Below are 21,351 nucleotides of genomic sequence, written 5' to 3' on the forward strand. Positions count from 1 at the left end.
TAGCTAAGGAAATGGCAATGGCAGAACTCTCCATCAGCCCCGACGAGATCCGTTCGGCTCTCTCGGAGTTCGCCCGCGAATACGAGCCGGGCGCGGCGCAGAAGACCGAGGTCGGCTACGTGACCGACGCCGCCGACGGCATCGCCCACGTCGAGGGCCTGCCCTCGGTCATGGCGAACGAGCTCGTCCGCTTCGCGGACGGCACGCTCGGCCTCGCGCTGAACCTCGACGAGGACGAGATCGGTGTCGTCGTGCTCGGCGAGTTCACCGGCATCGAGGAGGGCATGGAGGTGACCCGCACGGGCGAGGTCCTCTCGGTGCCCGTCGGCGAGGGCTACCTCGGCCGCGTCGTCGACCCGCTCGGCAACGCGATCGACGGCCTCGGCGAGATCGCGACCGAGGGCCGCCGCGCCCTCGAGCTCCAGGCGCCGGGCGTCATGCAGCGCAAGTCGGTGCACGAGCCGCTCCAGACCGGCATCAAGGCCATCGACGCGATGATCCCGGTCGGCCGCGGCCAGCGCCAGCTCATCATCGGCGACCGCCAGACCGGCAAGACGGCGATCGCGATCGACACGATCATCAACCAGAAGGCCAATTGGGAGTCGGGCGACCCGACCAAGCAGGTCCGCTGCATCTACGTCGCGATCGGCCAGAAGGGCTCGACCATCGCCTCGGTGAAGGGCGCCCTCGAGGATGCCGGCGCGATGGAGTACACGACCATCGTCGCGGCCCCCGCGTCCGACCCGGCGGGCTTCAAGTACCTGGCCCCCTACACCGGCTCGGCCATCGGCCAGCACTGGATGTACGCCGGCAAGCACGTCCTGATCATCTTCGACGACCTGTCGAAGCAGGCCGAGGCCTACCGCGCCGTGTCGCTGCTGCTGCGCCGCCCGCCGGGCCGTGAGGCCTACCCCGGTGACGTCTTCTACCTGCACTCGCGGCTGCTCGAGCGCTGCGCGAAGCTCTCCGACGAGCTGGGCGCGGGCTCGATGACCGGCCTGCCGATCATCGAGACCAAGGCGAACGACGTCTCGGCGTACATCCCGACCAACGTGATCTCGATCACCGACGGCCAGATCTTCCTCCAGTCCGACCTGTTCAACGCCAACCAGCGTCCGGCGGTCGACGTGGGCATCTCGGTCTCGCGAGTCGGCGGCGACGCGCAGGTGAAGTCGATCAAGAAGGTCTCGGGGACGCTCAAGCTCGAGCTCGCCCAGTACCGCTCGCTCGAGGCGTTCGCGATGTTCGCGTCCGACCTCGACGCGGCGAGCCGTCGCCAGCTCGAGCGCGGCGCGCGCCTGACCGAGCTGCTCAAGCAGCCGCAGTACTCGCCGTACCCCGTCGAGGAGCAGGTCGTCTCGATCTGGGCCGGCACCAACGGCAAGCTCGACGAGGTTCCCGTCGAGGACATCCTGCGCTTCGAGCGCGAGTTCCTCGACTACCTCGGCCGCAACACCACGGTGCTCTCCGAGCTGCGCGACACCAATGTCCTCTCCGACGAGACCGTGGCGACGCTCGAGTCCGAGGTCGACAAGTTCAAGCTCGAGTTCCAGACCGGCGAGGGCAAGCCGCTCGCGTCGGTGGGCAAGGAGCAGTTCGAGGCCATCGGCGAGGACGAGGTCGTGCAGGAGAAGATCGTCAAGGGCCGCCGCTAGCCATTCCTCCGTCCCCCGGGGCTCACGGGGAACCGCGAACGCGGACGAACCGGGAGCCTCGGGGACAGGAAGCCAGGACACAGGAGAAACATGGGAGCGCAGCTTCGGGTCTACCGCCAGAAGATCAAGTCGGCGCAGACGACCAAGAAGATCACGCGAGCGATGGAGCTCATCTCCGCGTCGCGGATCCAGAAGGCGCAGGCACGCGTCGCCGCGTCCACGCCGTACTCCGACGCGATCACGCGCGCGGTCTCGGCCGTGGCGAGCTACTCGAACGTCTCGCACGTGCTGACGACCGAGCCCGAGCGCATCGACCGCGCGGCGATCGTGATCTTCACATCCGACCGCGGCCTCGCGGGCGCGTTCAACTCGCAGGTCCTCCGCGAGGCGGAAGAGCTCGCCGAGCTCCTGCGCAGCCAGGGCAAGCAGGTCGTGTACTTCCTCGTCGGCCGCAAGTCGGTGGGCTACTTCTCGTTCCGTCGCCGCGACTACGAGCGCAGCTGGATCGGCGGGACGGACAACCCCGAGTTCGACACGGCCAAGGAGATCGCGGACGCGGTGCTCGAGGCGTTCCTGCGCGACTCGGCCGACGGCGGCGTCGACGAGATCCACATCGTCTACAACCGGTTCGTGAGCCGCATCACGCAGGTGCCGGTCGTCACCCGCCTCCTCCCGCTCGAGGTCGTCGAGGCCGAAGCCGAGGCCGCGCCGTCGGGCCGTGCCGAGGTGTTCCCGCTGTACGAGTTCGAGCCCGACGCCGAGACCGTCCTCGACGGGCTGCTGCCCGTCTACATCGAGAGCCGGATCTTCAACGCCATGCTGCAGTCGGCCGCCGCGAAGCACGCGGCCACGCAGAAGGCCATGAAGTCGGCGACCGACAACGCCGACAAGCTGATCACCGACTACACGCGCCTGGCCAACGAGGCGCGCCAGTCCGAGATCACGCAGCAGATCGCTGAAATCGTGGGTGGAGCGGACGCGCTCTCCTCCTCCAAGTAGCTACAGATTCATCCAGAAGGAAGAGAACATGACTGACACCGCCACCGCGCCAGTCCAGAGCCAGTCGGGTTCCGTCGGCCGCATCGCCCGCGTGACCGGCCCGGTCGTCGACATCGAGTTCCCGCACGACTCGATCCCCGAGATCTACAACGCGCTCACGACCACGATCACCATCGGGGACGAGAGCTCGGCGCTGACGCTCGAGGTCGCGCAGCACCTCGGCGACGACCTCGTCCGTGCGATCGCGCTCAAGCCCACCGACGGGCTCGTGCGCGGCCAGGAGGTGCACGACACCGGCGCGCCGATCTCGGTGCCCGTCGGCGACGTGACCAAGGGCAAGGTGTTCAACGTCATCGGCGAGGTGCTGAACGCCGAGCCGGGCGAGCAGATCGAGGTCACCGAGCGCTGGCCGATCCACCGCAAGCCGCCGAAGTTCGACCAGCTCGAGTCGAAGACCCAGCTCTTCGAGACCGGCATCAAGGTCATCGACCTGCTCACCCCCTACGTGCAGGGTGGCAAGATCGGCCTCTTCGGCGGTGCGGGCGTCGGCAAGACCGTCCTCATCCAGGAGATGATCCAGCGCGTCGCGCAGGACCACGGCGGCGTGTCGGTGTTCGCCGGCGTCGGCGAGCGCACGCGTGAGGGCAACGACCTCATCCACGAGATGGAGGAGGCCGGCGTCTTCGACAAGACCGCCCTGGTCTTCGGCCAGATGGACGAGCCGCCCGGGACGCGTCTGCGCGTCGCCCTGTCGGCCCTGACGATGGCGGAGTACTTCCGCGACGTGCAGAAGCAGGACGTGCTGCTCTTCATCGACAACATCTTCCGCTTCACGCAGGCGGGTTCCGAGGTGTCGACGCTGCTGGGCCGCATGCCCTCCGCGGTGGGCTACCAGCCGAACCTCGCCGACGAGATGGGCATCCTGCAGGAGCGCATCACCTCGACGCGCGGCCACTCGATCACCTCGCTGCAGGCGATCTACGTGCCGGCCGACGACTACACCGACCCGGCGCCCGCGACCACGTTCGCGCACCTCGACGCGACCACCGAGCTCTCGCGTGAGATCGCCTCGAAGGGCCTCTACCCGGCGGTCGACCCGCTGACCTCGACGTCGCGGATCCTCGACCCCCGGTACCTGGGCGAGGACCACTACCGCGTGGCCACCACGGTCAAGCAGATCCTCCAGAAGAACAAGGAGCTGCAGGAGATCATCGCCATCCTCGGTGTCGACGAGCTCTCCGAAGAGGACAAGATCACGGTGTCGCGTGCGCGCCGCATCCAGCAGTTCCTCTCGCAGAACACCTACATGGCCAAGAAGTTCACGGGCGTCGAGGGTTCGACCGTACCGCTGAAGGACACGATCGAGTCGTTCGACGCGATCGCGCGCGGCGACTTCGACCACGTCGCCGAGCAGGCCTTCTTCAACGTCGGCCCGATCTCCGACGTCGAGGAGAAGTGGGCGAAGATCCAGAAGGAGAACGGCTGATCATGGCCGCCCTCAACGTGAGCGTCGTCTCGGCCGACCAGGAGGTCTGGTCGGGCGAGGCGTCAATGGTGGTGGCGCGCACGGTCGAAGGCGAGATCGGCATCCTGCCGGGTCACGAGCCGATGCTCGCCATCCTCGCCGGCGGCGAGGTGCGGGTCACCCTCCCGGGCGGTGAGAAGATCACCGCGAACGCGGAGGATGGCTTCCTCTCGGTCCAGTCCGATTCCGTCCAGGTCGTGGCCTCGCGGGCCGCACTCGCCTGAGAGGTCGCGGATGCCGGGGGAGCAGCCGTTCGACCGCCAGTTCGGTGACCTGAGCGTCACCCAGCTCATCGTCATGGCCGGGCTGCCGGGCGCGGGCAAGTCGACGATCGGTGAGATCGTCGGTGCCCGGCTCGGCGCCACGGTCGTGTCGGTCGACCCGATCGAGTCCGCGATCCTGCGTGCGGGGATCGACGCCGATCAGCCCACCGGGCTGGCCGCGTACCTCGTGGCGGAGCAGATCGCGCAGAAGGAGCTCGAATCGGGCCGGACCGTGATCGTGGACGCCGTGAACGCGGCCGAATCGGCACGACTCCAGTGGCGCGACCTCGCCGAACGCACCGAGGTGGGGCTCCGGGTGATCGAGGTCGTGTGCTCCGATGCGCGGCTGCATCGTCAGCGGCTCGAGAAGCGCGAGCGCAGGCTGCCGCATCTCGACGAGACGACGTGGCGCGCGGTCGAGCAGAGCCTCGACGGCTACGCGCCGTGGTCGGGACCGTCGTCGGCGCTCCCGCGCGTGACCATCGACAGCATCCAGCCCCTCGGCGTCAACGTCGAGGCCGCGCTGGCGTTCATCGCGTCGTAGTGCTGCTGCTGCTCCCGCCCTCCGAGACCAAGCGTGACGGAGGCGACGCCGCCGCGCTCGCGCTCGAACGGCTCGCGTTCCCGCGCCTCGGCGGGCATCGCGCGGCGGCGATCGAGGCCGTCGTGGCGCTCGCGGCGGACGCCGAGGCGATGATGCGCTCGCTCAAGCTGGGCCCGCGCCAGGCGGCCGAGGTCGAGCGGAACCGCCGGCTGCTCGAATCACCGACCCTGCCCGCACTGGACCGGTACACCGGCGTGCTCTACGACGCGCTCGACTCGTCGAGCCTCGACGCACGGTCGCGAGCCTACGCGGCCCGTCACGTGGCCGTGCACTCGGCACTGTTCGGGCTCGTGGGCTCGATGGACCCCATCCCCGCATACCGGCTCTCGCATGACTCGCGCCTGCCGGGACTGCGCCTGAAGCAGCTCTGGCGGGAGCCCGTCGCCGCCGAGCTCGTCGACGTCGGGGGTCTCATCGTCGACCTCCGTTCGGAGGGCTACGTCGAACTCGGTCCGGCCCCGCGGGGACGCGACGCCGTCTTCGTGCGCGTGGTCTCGGTCGACGAGGGCGGCCGGCGCCGTGCGCTGAACCACTTCAACAAGCGGGCGAAAGGGCTCTTCACGCGCGCGCTGCTCAAGGACCGACCAGAGCTCGCCGACCGCGACGATCTCCTCGCGTGGGCGCGGACGAGTGGGTTCCGGCTCGACGTCGGGGCGCCCGACTCGCCCGCGCACGAGCTCGAGCTCGTGGCCTGATCCCGGTCCGCCCCTCAGGCGACCGCGGACGCCGTGGTTCGCGCGGACCCGGAGCGGAAGCACGCCGCGAGATGGTCGTCGACCATGCCGGTCGACTGCATGAGAGCGTACATCGTAGTCGGCCCGACGAAACGGAAGCCACGGGCGCGCAGCGCCCGGCTCATCGCGGTCGATTCGGGTGTCGTGGCCGGTACCTCGGTGAAGGACACGGGCGCGCTCGTGCGCGGCTCGGGCGCGAAGCCCCAGAGCAGCTCGTCGAGGGGGACGTCGAGCGCGAGCGTGGCGCGCGCGTTGGCGATGGTCGCCTCGATCTTGCCGCGGTGGCGGATGATGCGCGCATCGGCGAGCAGTCGCTCGACGTCGGCGCCGTCCATGGCGGCGACGCGCTCGGGATCGAACCCGTGGAAGACTTCGCGGAACGCGGGCCGACGCCGGAGGATCGTGATCCACGAGAGGCCGGCCTGGAAGCCCTCGAGGCACAGCTTCTCGTAGAGGCGCACCGGATCGCGGAGGGGCGTGCCCCATTCCTCATCGTGGTACCTGCGGTACTCGGGGTCGGACGCGCCCCAGGCGCAGCGTGCGAGTCCGTCGTCGCCGACCACGACCTCGGGGTGCGCGGGCCCGCTCACGCGGCGAATCCGATGCGCTCGTGCGCCAGCAGCCAGAGCTTGGTGGGGATGCCCTCGCCGCCCGAGTACCCGGTGATCCGCCCGTCGGAGGCGAGGACCCGGTGGCAGCCGACGATGATCGGCACGGGGTTGGCGCCGACCGCGCCGCCGATCGCGCGGGCCGAACCGGGCCGGCCCACGGCGGCGGCGAGGCGGCCGTACGAGGTCGCCTCGCCCCACCCGAGTCGGACGAGCTCGGCCCACACGGCCTGCTGGAACGCGGTGCCCGTCAGGCGCACCGGGACGTCGAAGGCGGTTCGCGTGCCGGCGAAGTACTCCGCGAGCTGATCGCGTGCGGAGACGAGCACCGCGTTGGGGCGCTCGGGCAGGTCGTCATGGGGGAGGGCGCCCTCGCGCTCGATCGAGAGCGCGGTCAGCTGCTCCTCGTCGGCGAGGAGTTCGATGCGGCCGACGGGGCTGTCGAGCCGGAGGAGGTACGGGGAGGTCATGCTTAGAGGGTAGCCGCGTCCCCCGTCAACGACTGGCGGGAATCGGACACCGCGGAATGTCGGCGCGAGAGCGCGGCTGTAGAGGACGAGTGGCGAGACTGCTCCCCAACATCCGCCCACCGGCGACCGAGTTCCCCGAACGCAGCACGGCGGGCCGGGACGTGCACGGCGACCGTCAGGCTGCCGGCATGACGACAATCATCCGCGCCCATGCGGCGCACGACTTCCTGGCCCTCGTGCCCACACTCGTCGGGTATCAGCCCTCCCGGTCGCTGCTGTGCGTGGCGTTCGAGGGCAACCGCACCGCGGGCGTCCTCCGGCATGACCTCCCGACCGATGCGCCCGGTCGCGAGGCCGTCGTCGCGGCCGTCGTCGGCACCCTGTGCCGCATGTCGCGAGCCGACGCCGTGGTGCCGATCGTGTACGCCGACGCCGCCTTCGCCGACCACGGCATGCCGGAACGCGAGCTCCTGGCCGACGTCGTGCGTCGTGCCGAGGACGCCGGCTTCCTGGTGCGCGACGCCCTCTGCGTCGCCGCCGACGGCTGGGGTTCCCTGCTCGACGACGCGCTGCCGCCGGGCGGACGAGCCCTCGCCCTCATCGAGGAGAGCACGGTCGCGCGGCATCCGGAGGCCCTGCGCGACCCGGCCGACTCACCCGCTGCGCTCGTGCGGATCCCGCCGGCCGATCCCGCGCTCGCCGCACGGATCGCCGACGTGCTGGCGAGTCTCCGGCCAGCGGCGCCCGAACCGCACGAGGGCGACGACGGCGGCGGCGAGGCCGCGCCCTCGATGGAGGCGCTCGCCGCGCTCGACCCGGTCATCGGGGATGCGCTCGACCCGTTCGTCGCCGCGGAGCTGCTCGCGAGGGGCGACGCCGGCCGGCGTCCCGAGATGCTCGCCTGGCTCGTGCACCTCGCCGCGTGCCCGCCGTTCCGCGATGCGCTCATGCTGCAGGTGGCCTTCGGCGCCGTGGTCGGCGAGCTCGCCTTCGAAGCCGGCGGGCGGGCGGTCGACCGGGGTACGGGCGCCGGCGAAACGGAGCCGACCGACGAGGAGGGCGCGGAGACGACGGATGAGTTCCTCGCGCGGCTCCTCATGGGCCGTGCGGAAGCGCGGCCCGATGTCGGCCGGGTCGAGCGCGCGATCGAGACGCTCGCGGTCGCCGTCGCCAACGCACCCGACCCCGACCGGGCCGGAGCGCTGTGCGTGCTCGGATGGCTCGCCTGGGCCGTCGGCCGGGGCTCGTCGGCCGGGGCGCTCATCGAGCGCGCGCTCCACGCCGATCCCCGGCACACCATGGCCGGGCTCCTGCACGCGTACGTGGGCTCGGGCGCCCTGCCCGACTGGGCGTTCGGCCCGTCCGTCCGATGATCTCGGACGCGACGGCGAACGACGACGGCCGGGACGGGACGTCGGATGCGACATCCCGCCCCGGCCGGGCGGAGCAGCGTCGGGTCAGACGCGCGCGGGCACCAGCAGGTGCTCGCCGCCGTGACGGTGACCCGTGAAGCGCGACGCACGGTCGGCGGCCTCGGTGAGCACGCCGCGCAGGATCTGCTCGATCTCCTGGAACTCCGGCACGCCGATCGTCAGCGGCGGCGCGAGCTGGATGACGGGGTCGCCGCGGTCGTCGGCGCGGCAGTACAGGCCCGCGTCGAACAGCGCCTTCGAGAGGAAGCCGCGAAGCAGCTCCTCGGACTCCTCGTCATTGAAGGTCTCGCGGGTCGCCCGGTCCTTCACCAGCTCGATGCCGAAGAAGTACCCGTCGCCGCGGACGTCGCCCACGATCGGGATGTCGAGCAGCTTCTCGAGCTCGGCACGGAACAGCGGCGAGTTCTCGCGGACCCGCTCGTTCAGGCCCTCCTCCTCGAAGATGTTCAGGTTCTCGAGCGCGACGGCCGCCGAGACGGGGTGCCCGCCGAACGTGTACCCGTGGTAGAACGACGTCGTCCCCGTCTTGAACGGCTCGTAGATCTTCTCGGAGATGATCGTGGCGCCGATGGGGGAGTAGCCCGAGGTCATGCCCTTCGCGCAGGTGATCATGTCGGGCACGTAGCCGTAGGCGTCGCACGCGAACATGTGGCCGATGCGGCCGAAGGCGCAGATCACCTCGTCGGAGACGAGCAGCACGTCGTACTGGTCGCAGATCTCGCGCACGCGCTGGAAGTAGCCGGGAGGGGGCGGGAAGCAGCCGCCCGAGTTCTGCACCGGCTCGAGGAAGACCGCGGCGACCGTCTCGGGGCCCTCGAACAGGATCATCTCCTCGATCCGGTTCGCCGCCCAGAGGCCGAACGCCTCGAGGTCGTCGGCCGGCGCGCCGACGTCGGCGGCACGGTAGAAGTTGGTGTTCGGCACGCGGAACCCGCCGGGGGTGAGCGGCTCGAACATCTGCTTCATGGCCGGGATGCCCGTGATGGCCAGCGCGCCCTGCGGGGTGCCGTGGTAGGCCACCGCGCGCGAGATGACCTTGTGCTTCGTGGGCTGGCCCTTGAGCTTCCAGTAGTACTTGGCGAGCTTGAAGGCGGTCTCGACCGCCTCGCCGCCGCCCGTCGAGAAGAACACGCGGTTCAGGTCGCCGGGCGCGTAGCCGGCCAGGCGGTCGGCGAGCTCGATCGCCGCGGGGTGCGCGTACGACCAGATCGGGAAGAAGGCCAGCTCCTCGGCCTGCTTGGCCGCGACCTCGGCGAGGCGGCGGCGGCCGTGACCGGCGTTGACCACGAAGAGCCCCGACAGGCCGTCGAAGTACTCCCGCCCGTGGATGTCGTAGATGTGGTGTCCCTGACCGCGGGTGATGATCGGGACGCCGTGCTCCTCCATCGTGGACTGCCGCGCGAAGTGCATCCAGAGGTGGTCCTTCGCCTTCTGCTGCAGGGCGGCGTCGTCGAAGCCGGCCGTGCCGAGGCCCGGCGCTGCGTCGAGGGTGGTCATGGGGGATCTCCTTCCGGGCGGCCCGCGATCAGCGGGTGCCCCAGTTGTAGAACTGCTTCTGCAGCTTCAGGTAGACGAACGTCTCGGTGGTCTGCACGCCCGCGAGCGCGCGGATGCGCGAGTTGAGCAGCGTGATGAGCTGCTCGTCGTTCTCGCACACGACTTCGGCCATGAGGTCGAAGCTGCCGGCGGTGAGCACCACGTAGTCGATCTCCGGGATGTTCGCGAGCTCCTCCGCGAGCACCCGGGTGTCGCCCGTGGCACGGATGCCGATCATCGCCTGGCGCGTGAACCCGAGCTGCATCGGATCGGTCACGGCCACGATCTGCATGACGCCCGCCTCGGTGAGGCGCTGCACGCGCTGGCGCACGGCCGCCTCGCTGAGGCCGACCGCCTTGCCGATGTCGGCGTACGAGCGGCGCCCGTCGGCCTGGAGCTGCTCGATGATCGCCTTGGAGACGTCGTCGAGTTGCACCGGCCGGTGGTTCGCCGGACGGGAAGCGTTCGTCATGCGCTCGATCATGACAGTCGGCTACCACAAAGACAAGTGATTCCGTCGATTCGCAGCCGAATCGCAACGGATTCCATCGTGAAGGCCTTCCGTTGCGGTGCAGGCTGTGCGACCATGGTCGCCACCTGTGCCGCGTGCCGCCCCGCCGCGCCGACCGTTCGTCGCGAGCCGCGGCATCCCCCCGACCTCCGAGGAGCACCGTGACCGAGACCCTGCGCAACTTCATCGACGGCCGCTTCGTCGACGCTCGCGGCGACGAGGCGATCGACCTCGTCGACCCCGCCACCGAGGAGGTCTACGGTCGTGAACCCATCTCGACCGCGGCCGACATCGACGACGCCTATGCCGCCGCCGCGACCGCCTTCGCGTCGTGGGGGCAGACCACGCCCGCCGAGCGCCAGCTCGCGCTCTTCCGCATCGCCGACGCGATGGAGGAACGGGCCGAGGAGTTCGCCGACCTCGAATCGCAGGACACCGGGAAGCCGCGAGCGAGCCTCGTCGCCGACGAGATCCTCCAGTCCGTCGACCAGCTCCGCTTCTTCGCGGGCGCCGCGCGCAACCTCGAGGGCCGCTCGGCCGGTGAGTACCTCGCCGGGCACACCTCGTTCGTGCGGCGCGAGCCGATCGGCGTCATCGGTCAGGTCGCCCCCTGGAACTACCCGCTCAACATGGCCGTCTGGAAGGTGGCCCCGGCGATCGCGGCCGGCAACACCGTGGTGCTCAAGCCCTCCGACACGACGCCGCTCTCGACGCTGAAGCTCGCCGAGGTCGCCGCCGAGTTCCTGCCGGCGGGCGTCCTCAACGTCGTCACGGGCGATCGCGCGACCGGTGCGGCGCTCCTGCAGCACGCGACGCCGCAGATGGTGGCCATCACCGGCTCGGTCCGCGCGGGCATGGAGGTCGCGCGCGCCGCGGCCGCCGACCTCAAGCGCGTGCACCTCGAGCTCGGCGGCAAGGCGCCCGCGATCGTCTTCGACGACGTGGACCTCGCCGCAGCGGCGGAGGGCATCGTCTCCGCGGCCTACTTCAACGCCGGCCAGGACTGCACGGCCGCCACGCGCGTGCTCGTGCACGAGTCGGTGCACGACGAGCTCGTCGGCGCGCTCGTCGAGGCGGCCCGCGCGAACGCCCGGACCGGTGCACCCCGCGAGGAGGGCGTCTTCTACGGTCCGCTGAACAACGCGACCCAGCTCGCGAACGTGTCGGGCGTGATCGACCGGCTCCCCGACCACGCCGAGATCGCCACGGGCGGTCGCCGGCAGGGCGACCGCGGCTACTTCTGGGAGGCCACCGTGGTCACGGGCCTCCGCCAGGACGACGAGGCCGTGCAGCGCGAGATCTTCGGGCCCGTCCTCACGGTGCAGTCCTTCCGCGAGGAGGGCGAGGCGCTCGCGATGGCGAACGGCGTCGACTACGCCCTCGCCGCATCCGTGTGGACCCGCGACCACGGCCGCGCGATGCGGTTCGCGAAGCACCTCGACTTCGGCTGCGTCTGGATCAACACGCACATCCCGTTCGTCTCGGACATGCCGCACGGCGGGTTCAAGCACTCGGGATACGGCAAGGACCTCTCGCAGTACGGATTCGAGGACTACACCCGGATCAAGCACGTCATGAGCTCCCTCGGCTGACCCTGCGCCTGCGGTGGTGCCAGACTGGACGGCATGGTGGTCGGAGCGGTGCGCAGCAGGGTCGAACCGGATGCGCCGCAGTGGGACGCCGTCGTCGGCGAGCGCTTCATCGCCGCCGTCGCCGCGCCGGCCCGCGACCGCGTGCTGACCGCGCTGGCGGAGGCGGCCGCGACGGACGCGCTCGAACTCGAGGATCTCGTCGCGCGCATCCCCATCGGACCGCAGGGCGCCGACGACTTCGCACTCGTGTGGTGGCCGGAGTCGGGCGATCCGGTCACCGCGATCGTCCGCGGCGACGCGGTGATCGACCTCGCGTCGCCCGGCGGCGCCCGCCGGTTCGACTCGCGCGGCATCAGCCCGTGGCACCTCGCCGAGTTCACCGCGGTGACGCGCCTGCGCATCGCCGGGTCGGCGTCCTCGCTCGAGGCGGTGCGCCAGGCGGGGCTCCGCGGCGATGCGGTGCCGTCGCGCCGCGCGTCGTTCCGCACCGCCGCCGTCGAGTGGTCGTGGCGCGAGATGCCGTCCGGTCCGGGGCCGGTCGCGGGCGACCCCGACGCCGACACCGTGCTCGACGCGCATCCGCCGTCGGGCGGGCCGCGCCCGGGTGCCGCCGACGCGCGGCCGGGGTCAGGTCCTGCCACCGTGCCCATCGACGTCGTCGTCGGCGACACCATCCGGTACACCCGGGGCGATGCCGCCGACGCCGACACCGTCCTGTCGGCGGCGCTGCGAGCGGATGGCGCGGGCTCGGCGATCGCCGGCTACGACCCCGGCGGCGCCGCCCGTCCCGCGACGGACGGGCCGTCGCGCCGTTCGGGCGCCGCGCTCCGCGACGCCGTGCGCTTCCGCGTCGACGGAGGCGAGCCTCGGCCGATCGCGGAGCCCGTCTACGTCGGGCGGAACCCGAGCGCACCGCGCGTGACCCCGGGCCCGGTGACGCTCGTCCGCGTCGGGTCGCCGGCCGGCGTCGTCTCATCGACCCACCTCGAGCTGCGCGTCGAAGGCCGTCGCCTCGTCGCGACGGACCTGCGCTCGACGAACGGCACCGTCGTGCGCTCGGCCGCGGGCGTGCGCCGCCTGCGCCCGGGGGAGTCCATCGTCGTCACGCCCGGGACGACGCTGCAACTCGGAGGGGATACGATCGTCGAGATCCTCCCCGCCCTCGGAGGCGTCGACGCATGACCGGACAGTGGGGGACCAGGTGACGCAGATCGGCAACGGCAACAGCCGGCACCGCGTGGACCTGCCGGACGGCACCGAGGTCACGCTCTCGTGGGCCGCGGCCACCGACACGGGGCTGCGACGTGCGGTCAACGAAGACAGCTTCGTGGCCCAGGCGCCGCTGTTCGCCGTCGCCGACGGCATGGGCGGCCACGCCGCGGGCGACTTCGCGAGCGCTGCCGTCGTCACCCGGCTCGCGGAGCACGGCGGCAAGCCCGCGATCGGCACGGCCGACATCGACTCGGCGCTCCGGCTGGCCGTGCAGGACATGGGCCGCGGCGCCGGCGTGACCGATGAGGGCAGCGGCACGACCGTCACCGGTGTGGCGCTCGGCGTGATCGGCGACGAACCCGCCTGGATCGTCTTCAACATCGGCGACTCGCGCGTCTACCGCCTGGTGGGTGGGGTGCTCGAGCAGCTCACCGTCGACCACTCGATCGTGCAGGAGCTCGTCGACGCCGGCCAGATCACGCGCGAGGAGGCCGACACCCACCCCCACTCGAACGTGATCACGCGCGCGGTGGGGTTCCACGAGGCGCCGATCCCCGACTACCGGGCGATCGCGCTCGAGGAGGGGATGCGCCTGCTCGTGTGCTCCGACGGCCTCACCAAGGAGCTGACCTCATACGGCATCCGGCACTTCCTCATCTCCGGCCGCAGGCCCGAGCAGGCGGTCCGGCAGCTCGTGGAGGCGGCCGTGGGCAACGGCGGCCGCGACAACGTGACCGTCGTGGTCGTCGACGTGCTCCGCGTCGTCCGTCCCGGACGAGCGGACGCCGCCGAAGCGTGATCGCGCCGCCGGTGTGCGCGGCATCCGGCGACCCTACAATTGGGGGCGATGCACCCGGCGCCACCGGGACCCGAGCGGTGCGCCGCACCACGAGGACGCTGGGAGGAACGTGTCGAGGCGACTGCCGTCAACGCCGCCGAACCTGCCCGGCTTCTCGTTCATCCGCGTGCTCGGATCGGGCGGATTCGCCGACGTGTTCCTCTACGAGCAGAACATGCCCCGCCGGCTGGTCGCGGTCAAGGTGCTGCTGGCCGAGGTGGTCAACGACGAGGTCCGGCAGATGTTCCAGGCCGAGGCGAACCTCATGGCGCAGCTGTCGAGCCATCCGTCGATCCTGACCGTGTATCAGGCGAGCGTCGCGGCCGACGGCCGCCCGTACCTCGTCATGGAGTACTGCTCGGCGACGCTCGGGCAGCGTTACCGCGCCGTGCAGCTGCCCATCGCCGAGGTGCTCTCGATCGGCGTGCGCATCGCGAGCGCGGTCGAGACCGCGCACCGCCAGGGCGTGCTGCACCGCGACATCAAGCCCTCCAACATCCTGACGACCGCCTACGGGCACCCCGTGCTCTCCGACTTCGGGATCGCCTCGACCCTGGGGCAGGCCGAGTCCAGCGAGGCGGTCGGGCTGTCGGTGCCGTGGTCGGCGCCCGAGGTGCTGCTCGACGAGGTCGCGGGCACCGTGGCGAGCGAGGTGTGGTCGCTCGGCGCCACCGTCTACTCGCTGCTGGCCGGACGCAGTCCCTTCGAGGTGCCCGGCGGTGACAACGGCACGATGGCGCTCGTCGGGCGCATCGAGAAGGCGCGCGTGCCGGCGACCGGCCGCGCCGACGTGCCGGCGAGCCTCGAGGCGGTGCTCGCGCGCGCCATGTCGAAGCGTCCGTCGGCGCGGCAGGCCAGTGCGCTCGAGTTCATCCGGGACCTGCAGGCGGTCGAGGAGGAGCTCGCGCTGCCGCAGACCCCGCTCGAGGTGGCGATGGACGACTGGGCCATCGCGACCGCCGTCGACCTCGACGAGCGCACGCGCATCGGGGCGGGATCGACGGTCGGGACCCCGTCCTCGCGTCGACGCCGGCGCCGTGCGGGCCTCGCGCCCGGCGCCTCGACCGCGACGGCCGACCCGCACTCGCGCGGCTCGGCCTCGGGCCGCGGGCGCGGAGCGCCGCCCACGACCCGTCGCCTGCTCATCGGCGTCGGCGTGGCGGCCGCCGTGTTCGTCGCGCTGGTGGTCGCCGGGCTGCTCACGGTCGTGCGCGGGGCGGGCGCCATCCCGGTCGTCTCGGACGTCGAGGCGGTCTCCGACGGCGACGCCGTGGTCTTCGAGTGGGACGACCCGGCCGGCCTGCGACAGGGCGACACCTACGTCGTGACCGTCGACGGCCGCGAGTGGCCGCCGCAACGCGAGTCGAGCCTGTCCGTGCCGACCGACGGCGCCGCGCGGATGTGCGCGACCGTCACCGTGGCGCGCGAGGGCAAGTCGGGCCGGCCGAGCGCCGAGCGCTGCGAAGAGGTCGAGGCGCGGTGATGGACGTCCGGTCGCTCTGGCGCCGCCGCCGGTCCGCGCTGATCACCGGCGCGTCGATCGTCGCCGTCGTCGGCCTCGTGACCGGCGTCGCCGTGGCATCCGGCGGGTACACCGCGCAGCGGGTCGACCTCGGCGACGCCGCCGTCTGGGTCGCCAACGACGGGCGGCAGTCGGTCGGCCGCGCGAACACCGCGGTGCTCGAACTGAACTCGGTCGTCGAGACCGGCGGCACGCGCGCCGAGGTCGTGCAGCAGGGCGGCACGGTGCTCGTGCTCGACCGCGGGCGCGCGAGCGTCGGGATCGTCGACCCCGCGACCTCGACCGTGGTCGACACCGTCGCGATGCCGCCCGAAGAGCCCGCCGTCGCGCTCGCGGGCGACCGCGTCGTGGTCACCTCGGACGGCGGGCTGTGGGTGCAGCCGGTCGCGGAATTCGCCGACTTCGACAGCGATGAGGATCCCGCCCTGTCCTTCGGCACGGGCTCGGTGGTCTCGGTCGACGAGTCCGGCCGGATCTTCGCGTTCACGCCGACGACCGGCGTGGTCTCGCGCGCGTCGGCATCCGACCCCGACTCGCTCGCCGGGACCTGGCAGCTCGAGCCGCTCGACGACGGCGCCGAGGCGCAGGTCACCTCGGTCGGCGGCCGCTGGGCGGTGCTCGACCGGCGCGCCGGCGTGCTGCGCCTCGAGGGACGCACGGTCGAGCTCGCCGGTCTCGTCGGCGACCCGGGTTCGGCGGTGCTCCAGCAGGCGTCCGCCGACGGAGACCGGGTGGCCGTCGCGACCCGGTCCGGCCTGGTCGAGGTGCCGCTCGACGGGTCCGACCCGATCGTGCGCTTCCGCGACGCCTCCGGTACGCCGGCCGTCCCGGTGCGGCACGACGGCTGCCTGCACGCGGCGTGGGGGGATGGCACGGCGTGGCGGGCATGCGGCGGCGATGCCGGCGAATCGCACGAGCTCGCGCAGTGGGTGCGCGGAGCGGCCCTCGCGTTCCTCGCCAACGGCGACGCGGTGGTGCTCAACGACCGGCGCACCGGGCGCAGCTGGGCCGCCTCGGAGGACTACGGTCTCATCGACAACTGGGCCGACCTCCTCGCGATCGAGCGCGACGACCAGACCGTCGAGCAGAACGACCCCGATACGCCGCCGACCATCGAGAAGAGCCAGGTCGCCCCCGTCGCGGTCGACGACGAGTTCGGCGCCAGGCCCGGACGGGCGACCCTCCTGCCCGTGCTGCTGAACGACTACGACGCCAACGGCGACGTGCTCGTGGTCTCGGCGGTCGACGGCGACCTGCCGGCCGAGGCCGACGTCGACCTCGTCGCGAATCGCCAGCAGGTGCAGCTCACGCTCCCGGACGACGCGACGGGTGCGTTCGCGGTCCGCTACACCATCGACGACGGCCGCGGCGGCACCGCCCAGGCGGTCGTCTCGGTGACGGTCCGCGCGCCCGAGGAGAACTCCCCGCCCCAGCAGGTGCGCGCTGCGCGCTCGGTCGTCGAGGTGAAGGGGCGCGTCTCGGTGCCCGTGCTCGGGGAGTGGGTCGATCCCGACGGGGACCCCGTGTTCCTTCGCTCCGCCGGCGTGGACGAGCCGGACACCGTCACCTCGACCGCCGACGGCATCGTGGTGTTCGACGAGCGCGGGGGCGAGGGCGCGGAGCGGCCGGTGTCGCTCGTCGTCTCCGACGGTCGCGACGACGGCGCCGGCCTCCTGACGGTGTCGGTTCGCGCGCCCGGCGAGGCGCCGCTCGTGGCCGACGCGTTCGTCGCGCTCGCGACCGTCGGCGAGGAGATCGCGCTCGAGCCGCTCCGGCACGTCCGGGGCGGCTCCGGCGAGGCCCGGCTGACGGCCGTGCCCGCGAAGCCCGAGGCGCGCATCACGCCCGACTTCGACGGCGGCACCTTCCGGTTCGTGGGCGAGGCCGTGCGCACGCATTACCTGGAGTACACGGTGACCGACGGCGCCCAGACCGCGACCGGCCGCGTGCGCGTCGAGGTCTCGGCGCCCCCCGAGCGCGACACGACGCCCATCACGGTGCCGCACACGGCGTTCCTGCGGGCGGGCCATCCGACCGAGGTCGACGTGCTCGCCACCGACATCGACCCGACCGGCGGCGTGCTCGTGATCACCGAGACGGGTTCGGAGCCCGACGACTCGGGCGTCCGGGTCGAGATCGTCGAGCACCGGGTGCTGCGCGTGACGCTCACGAAGCCCCTCGAGACTGGCTCGGCCACGTTCGGCTACCGCGTGAGCAACGGGCTGGGCGACGCCGAGGGCGAGGTCACGGTGGTCGAGGTGCCCGAGCCCGACCAGCACCAGCCGCCGGTGGCCGTGGCCGACAGCGCCTCGGCGCGCACGGGCGATGTCATCGACATCCCGGTGCTCGACAACGACAGCCATCCCGACGGCGACCCGCTGACGCTCGCGGCCGAGCTCGTCGAGGCGCCGGCAGCGGGCCTGCTCTTCCCGTCGGGCGATCGCCTCCGCTACCAGGCGCCGGAGCAGCCGGGCGAGTTCGAGGCCGTGTACCGCGTCGAGGGGCCGGACGGCCAGTTCGCGACCGCGACGGTGCGCATCGCCGTGCGCGAGGCCGACGTCGCGACGAACGCCCCGCCGGTTCCGCGCACGGCGACCGCGCGCGTGCTCTCGGGCGACACCGTGCGCATCCCCATCCCGCTCGGCGGCACCGACCCCGACGGCGACTCCGTGCAGCTGCTCGGCCAGGAGTCCAACCCCGAGCGCGGCTCGGTCGTCGCGCGCGGAGCCGACTGGCTCGAGTACCAGGCCGGCGACTACTCGGCGGGCACCGACACCTTCTCCTACGCCGTGGTCGACGCGCTCGGCGCTCGCGCCACCGGGACGGTGCGGGTCGGCGTCGCGCCCGGCGCGGACGGCGCGCGCCTTCCGGTCGCGGTCGAGGACGTCGTCACCGTGCGACCGGGACGGACCCTCGCGGTGCGCGTGCTCGAGAACGACTCCGACCCCGACGGCTCGGCGCTCACGCTCGAGAGCGTCGAACCGGTCTCCGACGGCGTGAGCGCGGAGGTCGACGGGCAGGTCGTCGTCGTCCGCGTGCCCGATCGGGCCGGCGAGTTCGGGTTCATCTACACGATCGAGAACACCCGGCTCGGCACCGCCTCGGCGTTCCTCCGCGTGGTCGCCGACCCCGAGGCCCCGCTCGCCCGCCCCGAGGCCGCCGACGTCGTGCTGAGCCTCAGCGACGTCCTCGACGAGGAACGCGTCGACGTCGACGTGCTCGACGGCGTCTTCATCGCCGACGCCGACGCGCGCGAGGCGGACGTCGGGCTCGTCGACGGCTACGACGACGGCGCCCGCGTCATGGGCGACGGGTCGGTCTCGGTCGAGGTGCAGGACCGCCGCCGCATCGTGCCGTTCTCGGTCGGGCACCCCGACGATCCGCAGGTGCGCACGTTCGCGTTCATCTGGGTCCCGGGGCGCGACGACGCCCTGCCGCAACTGCGCCGCGATGCGCCCGAGGTGCGGGTGACGACCGGCGAGGAGGTCGTGCTCGACCTGGCGGACTACGTGGTGGCGGCATCGGGCCGGCCGGTGCGGCTGACGGATGCGGCGACCGTCCGCGCGTCGCACGCCGACGGGAGCGACCTCGTGGTCGACGAGGACACCATCCGGTACCGCAGCGAGGAGGGCTACTTCGGTCCCGCATCGATCTCGTTCACCGTCACGGACGGCGAGTCGCCCGACGATCCCGAGGCCCGCACGGGCACCATCGTCATCCCGATCGACGTACGCCCGGAGCCGGGCCAGCCCCCGACGTTCACCGGGGGCGTCATCGACTTCGAGCCCGGGCAGTCCCGCGCGATCGACCTCGAGCGGCTGACCAGCCGTCCCGACGAGGGCGGGCCCGACCTGCGGTTCCGCGTGGTCGGCGAGGTGCCCGACGGGTTCGAGGTCGTCCTCGACGGCGACGAGCTGCGCGTGCGCACGGCCGAGTCCACCCCGCAGGGCACGCGAGCGTCGGTCACGATCGGCGTCGTCGCCGGCGACGTCGAGGGCGTGCCGGGGCGGATCGAACTCCGGGTCGTCCCGTCGACCCGCCCGATCGCGCAGCCCGCACCGGATGTCGCGGTCGCGCCGCGCGGCCGGACCACGACCGTGGACGTGCTCGCCAACGACGCCGCGGGCAACCCGTTCCCCGGCACCCCGCTGCGAGTCGTGGGCGTGCGCGGCCTCGATGCCGGGAGCCTGCCCGCGGGCGTGTCGATCGTCCCGAGCGCCGACCGGTCGCAGCTCGCGGTGACCGTCTCCGCCGGCGCCCAGCCCGTGAACACCACCGTCCAGTACCAGGTCGCGGATGCCACCGGCGACCCCAGCCGCTACGCGTGGGGCTCGGTGACCATCTCGGTCCAGGACCGTCCCGACCCGGTCGCCGACGCCCGGATGACGGCCTTCCGCGACGGCGCGGTCGACGTCGCCTTCGCCGCCGGCGCGGCGAACAACTCGCCGATCGAGGGCTACCGCATCTCGCTGCTCGACGCCTCGAGCGGCGAGGAGGTGGGCGCGACCGACTGCGCCGCGACGACGTGCACCGTCCCGACGCCCGGCAACGGGCCCGGCGCCGCCGTCGAGGTCCGCATCCAGGCGCGCAACGGCATCGGCCTCTCCGACCCGGTGAAGCTGGCCGGACCGGTCTGGTCCGACGTGATCCCGCCGGCCCCGGCGGGCCTGGTCGCCCTGCCCCTCGACGGCCGCCTCCGCGTGGAGTGGCAGCCCTCGCCGACCGGATCGGGCAGCCCCGTCCAGTCGTACGTCGTCACGGTCGCCGGCTCGCCCGTCGAGGTGCCCGCGTCGCGCGCGTGCACCGCGTCGCTCTGCTCCGTGGAGTCGCAGGAGCTGGCGAACGGCAGCGCGGTCGAGGTCGTCGTGAGCGCCCGGAACGGCGCGTTCCCCGCACTGGCCGTGTGGACCGACGCCCGCACGAGCGGGACGCCCTTCGGCGCGCCGTTCGCCGGCGACATCGCGGTCTCCGCCGATGCCGCGGCGGGCTCGGTCGTCGTCTCGTGGTCGCCGTTCGACGGCAACGGCGATCCCGTCGCGGGCTACTTCGTCGAGCGCCTCGTCGAGGGCGAGTCGTCGGTGCCGACCGGCGCCCAAGCCTGTTCGGTCACGTCGCCGGCGCCCGGCACGGTCGTCGCGCCGTCCGTCGGCGGGACGGTCGCCGAGGTGGTCCGCGTCGGACCGGACGCCGCGAGCGTGCAGTTCTCGGGCACCGTCACCGAATCGGCCCGCTACTCCTTCATCGTCTGGGGATTCAACCGCGCGGGCTGCGTCCACACGGATGTCGCGAGCACCGTCGTCCGCCCGGCGCCCGGCGCGACCGGCGCCGTCAGCAGCGACATGGCCTGGCTGAACGCCGAGACCTGGGACCGCTACATCGACAACGTCGACGCGGGCACCCGACGCCTGCAGATCATCGCCATCGACGCCGGCGGCGCGCGGATCGGCTCGCCCAAGGACTTCAACGGCTCCGGATGGCTGCGACAGCTCCTGGCGCGGCCGTTCGGCGAGACCGCCCGGTTCCAGGTCCGCGCCTGCACGGTCTGGGGCTCCTGCGGTCCCTGGTCGGAGACCATGCCGACGGGGGAGTCGCCGACCCTGACGTTCGCAGTGCCGGGCCGGGCGTACGACGACGCGACGGCCACCTGGTCGTGGACGGCCGACCCGGCGAACAACGGGCTGCCCGCGGCCTACCGGTGCGGCGTCGACGGCGACCGCGTCGGCCGGGCCGCGCAGTCCGCGACCTCGTGCCAGATCCCGGGCGCCAAGTCGGGCGACCGGGTCTGGTTGGATGTCGAGGTAGCCGGCGTGACGGCGAGATTCGAGTCGCGATGAGCACGGGCCCAGACG

General features: G+C 72.3%; 16 protein-coding genes. 12 read left to right on the forward strand and 4 right to left on the reverse strand.

The window, feature by feature from the left end:
- The first annotated feature begins 17 nt into the window (after nt 1-17).
- The 6 genes from atpA to JOD46_RS08830 all read left to right on the forward strand — a co-directional run bounded on the left by atpA (nt 18) and on the right by JOD46_RS08830 (nt 5,741).
- Nucleotides 18-1,655 carry a F0F1 ATP synthase subunit alpha gene (gene atpA / locus JOD46_RS08805; protein ID WP_204393453.1) on the forward strand — a complete coding sequence of 546 codons (1,638 nt, stop codon included), beginning with the start codon at nt 18-20 and terminating at the stop codon, nt 1,653-1,655.
- Between the two features lie 90 nt (nt 1,656-1,745).
- A complete protein-coding gene (locus JOD46_RS08810) occupies nt 1,746-2,654 on the forward strand; it encodes a F0F1 ATP synthase subunit gamma (RefSeq protein WP_204393455.1) in 909 nt (302 codons plus the stop codon).
- A 28-nt stretch (nt 2,655-2,682) separates the two neighbouring features.
- Complete coding sequence (atpD, locus tag JOD46_RS08815) at nt 2,683-4,140, forward strand: F0F1 ATP synthase subunit beta (RefSeq protein ID WP_204393457.1); 1,458 nt, start codon at nt 2,683-2,685, stop codon at nt 4,138-4,140.
- A 2-nt stretch (nt 4,141-4,142) separates the two neighbouring features.
- A complete protein-coding gene (locus tag JOD46_RS08820) occupies nt 4,143-4,403 on the forward strand; it encodes a F0F1 ATP synthase subunit epsilon (protein WP_204393459.1) in 261 nt (86 codons plus the stop codon).
- A gap of 10 nt (nt 4,404-4,413) precedes the next feature.
- Nucleotides 4,414-4,986: a P-loop nucleotide/nucleoside kinase family protein gene (locus tag JOD46_RS08825; protein WP_204393461.1), complete on the forward strand. Its 573-nt coding sequence runs from the start codon at nt 4,414-4,416 to the stop codon at nt 4,984-4,986.
- Nucleotides 4,986-5,741 carry a YaaA family protein gene (locus JOD46_RS08830; protein ID WP_204393463.1) on the forward strand — a complete coding sequence of 252 codons (756 nt, stop codon included), beginning with the start codon at nt 4,986-4,988 and terminating at the stop codon, nt 5,739-5,741. Before JOD46_RS08825 ends, JOD46_RS08830 begins: the two co-directional genes overlap by 1 nt.
- A 14-nt stretch (nt 5,742-5,755) precedes the next feature.
- Here JOD46_RS08830 and JOD46_RS08835 read toward each other — a convergent pair whose 3' ends face one another.
- Together JOD46_RS08835 and JOD46_RS08840 are read right to left on the reverse strand one after the other, a co-directional pair.
- Nucleotides 5,756-6,370: a DNA-3-methyladenine glycosylase I gene (locus JOD46_RS08835; protein ID WP_307834975.1), complete on the reverse strand. Its 615-nt coding sequence runs from the start codon at nt 6,368-6,370 to the stop codon at nt 5,756-5,758.
- Nucleotides 6,367-6,858, reverse strand: coding sequence for a methylated-DNA--[protein]-cysteine S-methyltransferase (locus JOD46_RS08840; RefSeq protein ID WP_204393465.1), 492 nt, complete (start codon nt 6,856-6,858; stop codon nt 6,367-6,369). The genes JOD46_RS08835 and JOD46_RS08840 overlap by 4 nt, the downstream gene beginning before the upstream one ends.
- 188 nt (nt 6,859-7,046) lie before the next feature.
- Here JOD46_RS08840 and JOD46_RS08845 point away from each other — a divergent pair, with 188 nt between their 5' ends.
- Nucleotides 7,047-8,231 carry a DUF4192 family protein gene (locus tag JOD46_RS08845; protein ID WP_204393467.1) on the forward strand — a complete coding sequence of 395 codons (1,185 nt, stop codon included), beginning with the start codon at nt 7,047-7,049 and terminating at the stop codon, nt 8,229-8,231.
- A gap of 84 nt (nt 8,232-8,315) precedes the next feature.
- Here JOD46_RS08845 and JOD46_RS08850 read toward each other — a convergent pair whose 3' ends face one another.
- Nucleotides 8,316-9,788, reverse strand: coding sequence for an aspartate aminotransferase family protein (locus tag JOD46_RS08850; protein ID WP_204393469.1), 1,473 nt, complete (start codon nt 9,786-9,788; stop codon nt 8,316-8,318).
- Nucleotides 9,789-9,816: 28 nt separating this feature from the next.
- Nucleotides 9,817-10,299, reverse strand: coding sequence for an Lrp/AsnC family transcriptional regulator (locus tag JOD46_RS08855; protein ID WP_204393471.1), 483 nt, complete (start codon nt 10,297-10,299; stop codon nt 9,817-9,819).
- Nucleotides 10,300-10,499: 200 nt separating this feature from the next.
- On the opposite strand from JOD46_RS08855, the gene JOD46_RS08860 reads away from it, so the two are divergent.
- From JOD46_RS08860 to JOD46_RS08880, 5 genes are all read left to right on the forward strand, one after another.
- The gene (locus tag JOD46_RS08860; RefSeq protein ID WP_204393473.1) at nt 10,500-11,930 is read left to right on the forward strand and encodes an aminobutyraldehyde dehydrogenase; all 1,431 of its coding nucleotides are present in this window, start codon (nt 10,500-10,502) and stop codon (nt 11,928-11,930) included.
- Nucleotides 11,931-11,963: 33 nt separating this feature from the next.
- The gene (locus tag JOD46_RS08865; protein ID WP_204393475.1) at nt 11,964-13,112 is read left to right on the forward strand and encodes an FHA domain-containing protein; all 1,149 of its coding nucleotides are present in this window, start codon (nt 11,964-11,966) and stop codon (nt 13,110-13,112) included.
- A gap of 7 nt (nt 13,113-13,119) precedes the next feature.
- Nucleotides 13,120-13,941, forward strand: coding sequence for a PP2C family protein-serine/threonine phosphatase (locus JOD46_RS08870; protein ID WP_307834976.1), 822 nt, complete (start codon nt 13,120-13,122; stop codon nt 13,939-13,941).
- A gap of 109 nt (nt 13,942-14,050) precedes the next feature.
- On the forward strand, nt 14,051-15,463 hold the full coding sequence (locus JOD46_RS08875; RefSeq protein ID WP_204393477.1) for a serine/threonine-protein kinase: 1,413 nt from the start codon (nt 14,051-14,053) through the stop codon (nt 15,461-15,463).
- Nucleotides 15,463-21,336: an Ig-like domain-containing protein gene (locus tag JOD46_RS08880; protein WP_204393479.1), complete on the forward strand. Its 5,874-nt coding sequence runs from the start codon at nt 15,463-15,465 to the stop codon at nt 21,334-21,336. The genes JOD46_RS08875 and JOD46_RS08880 overlap by 1 nt, the downstream gene beginning before the upstream one ends.
- The last annotated feature ends 15 nt before the right edge of the window (nt 21,337-21,351 follow it).

The organism is Agromyces aurantiacus, assembly GCF_016907355.1.
GTDB lineage: Bacteria > Actinomycetota > Actinomycetes > Actinomycetales > Microbacteriaceae > Agromyces > Agromyces aurantiacus.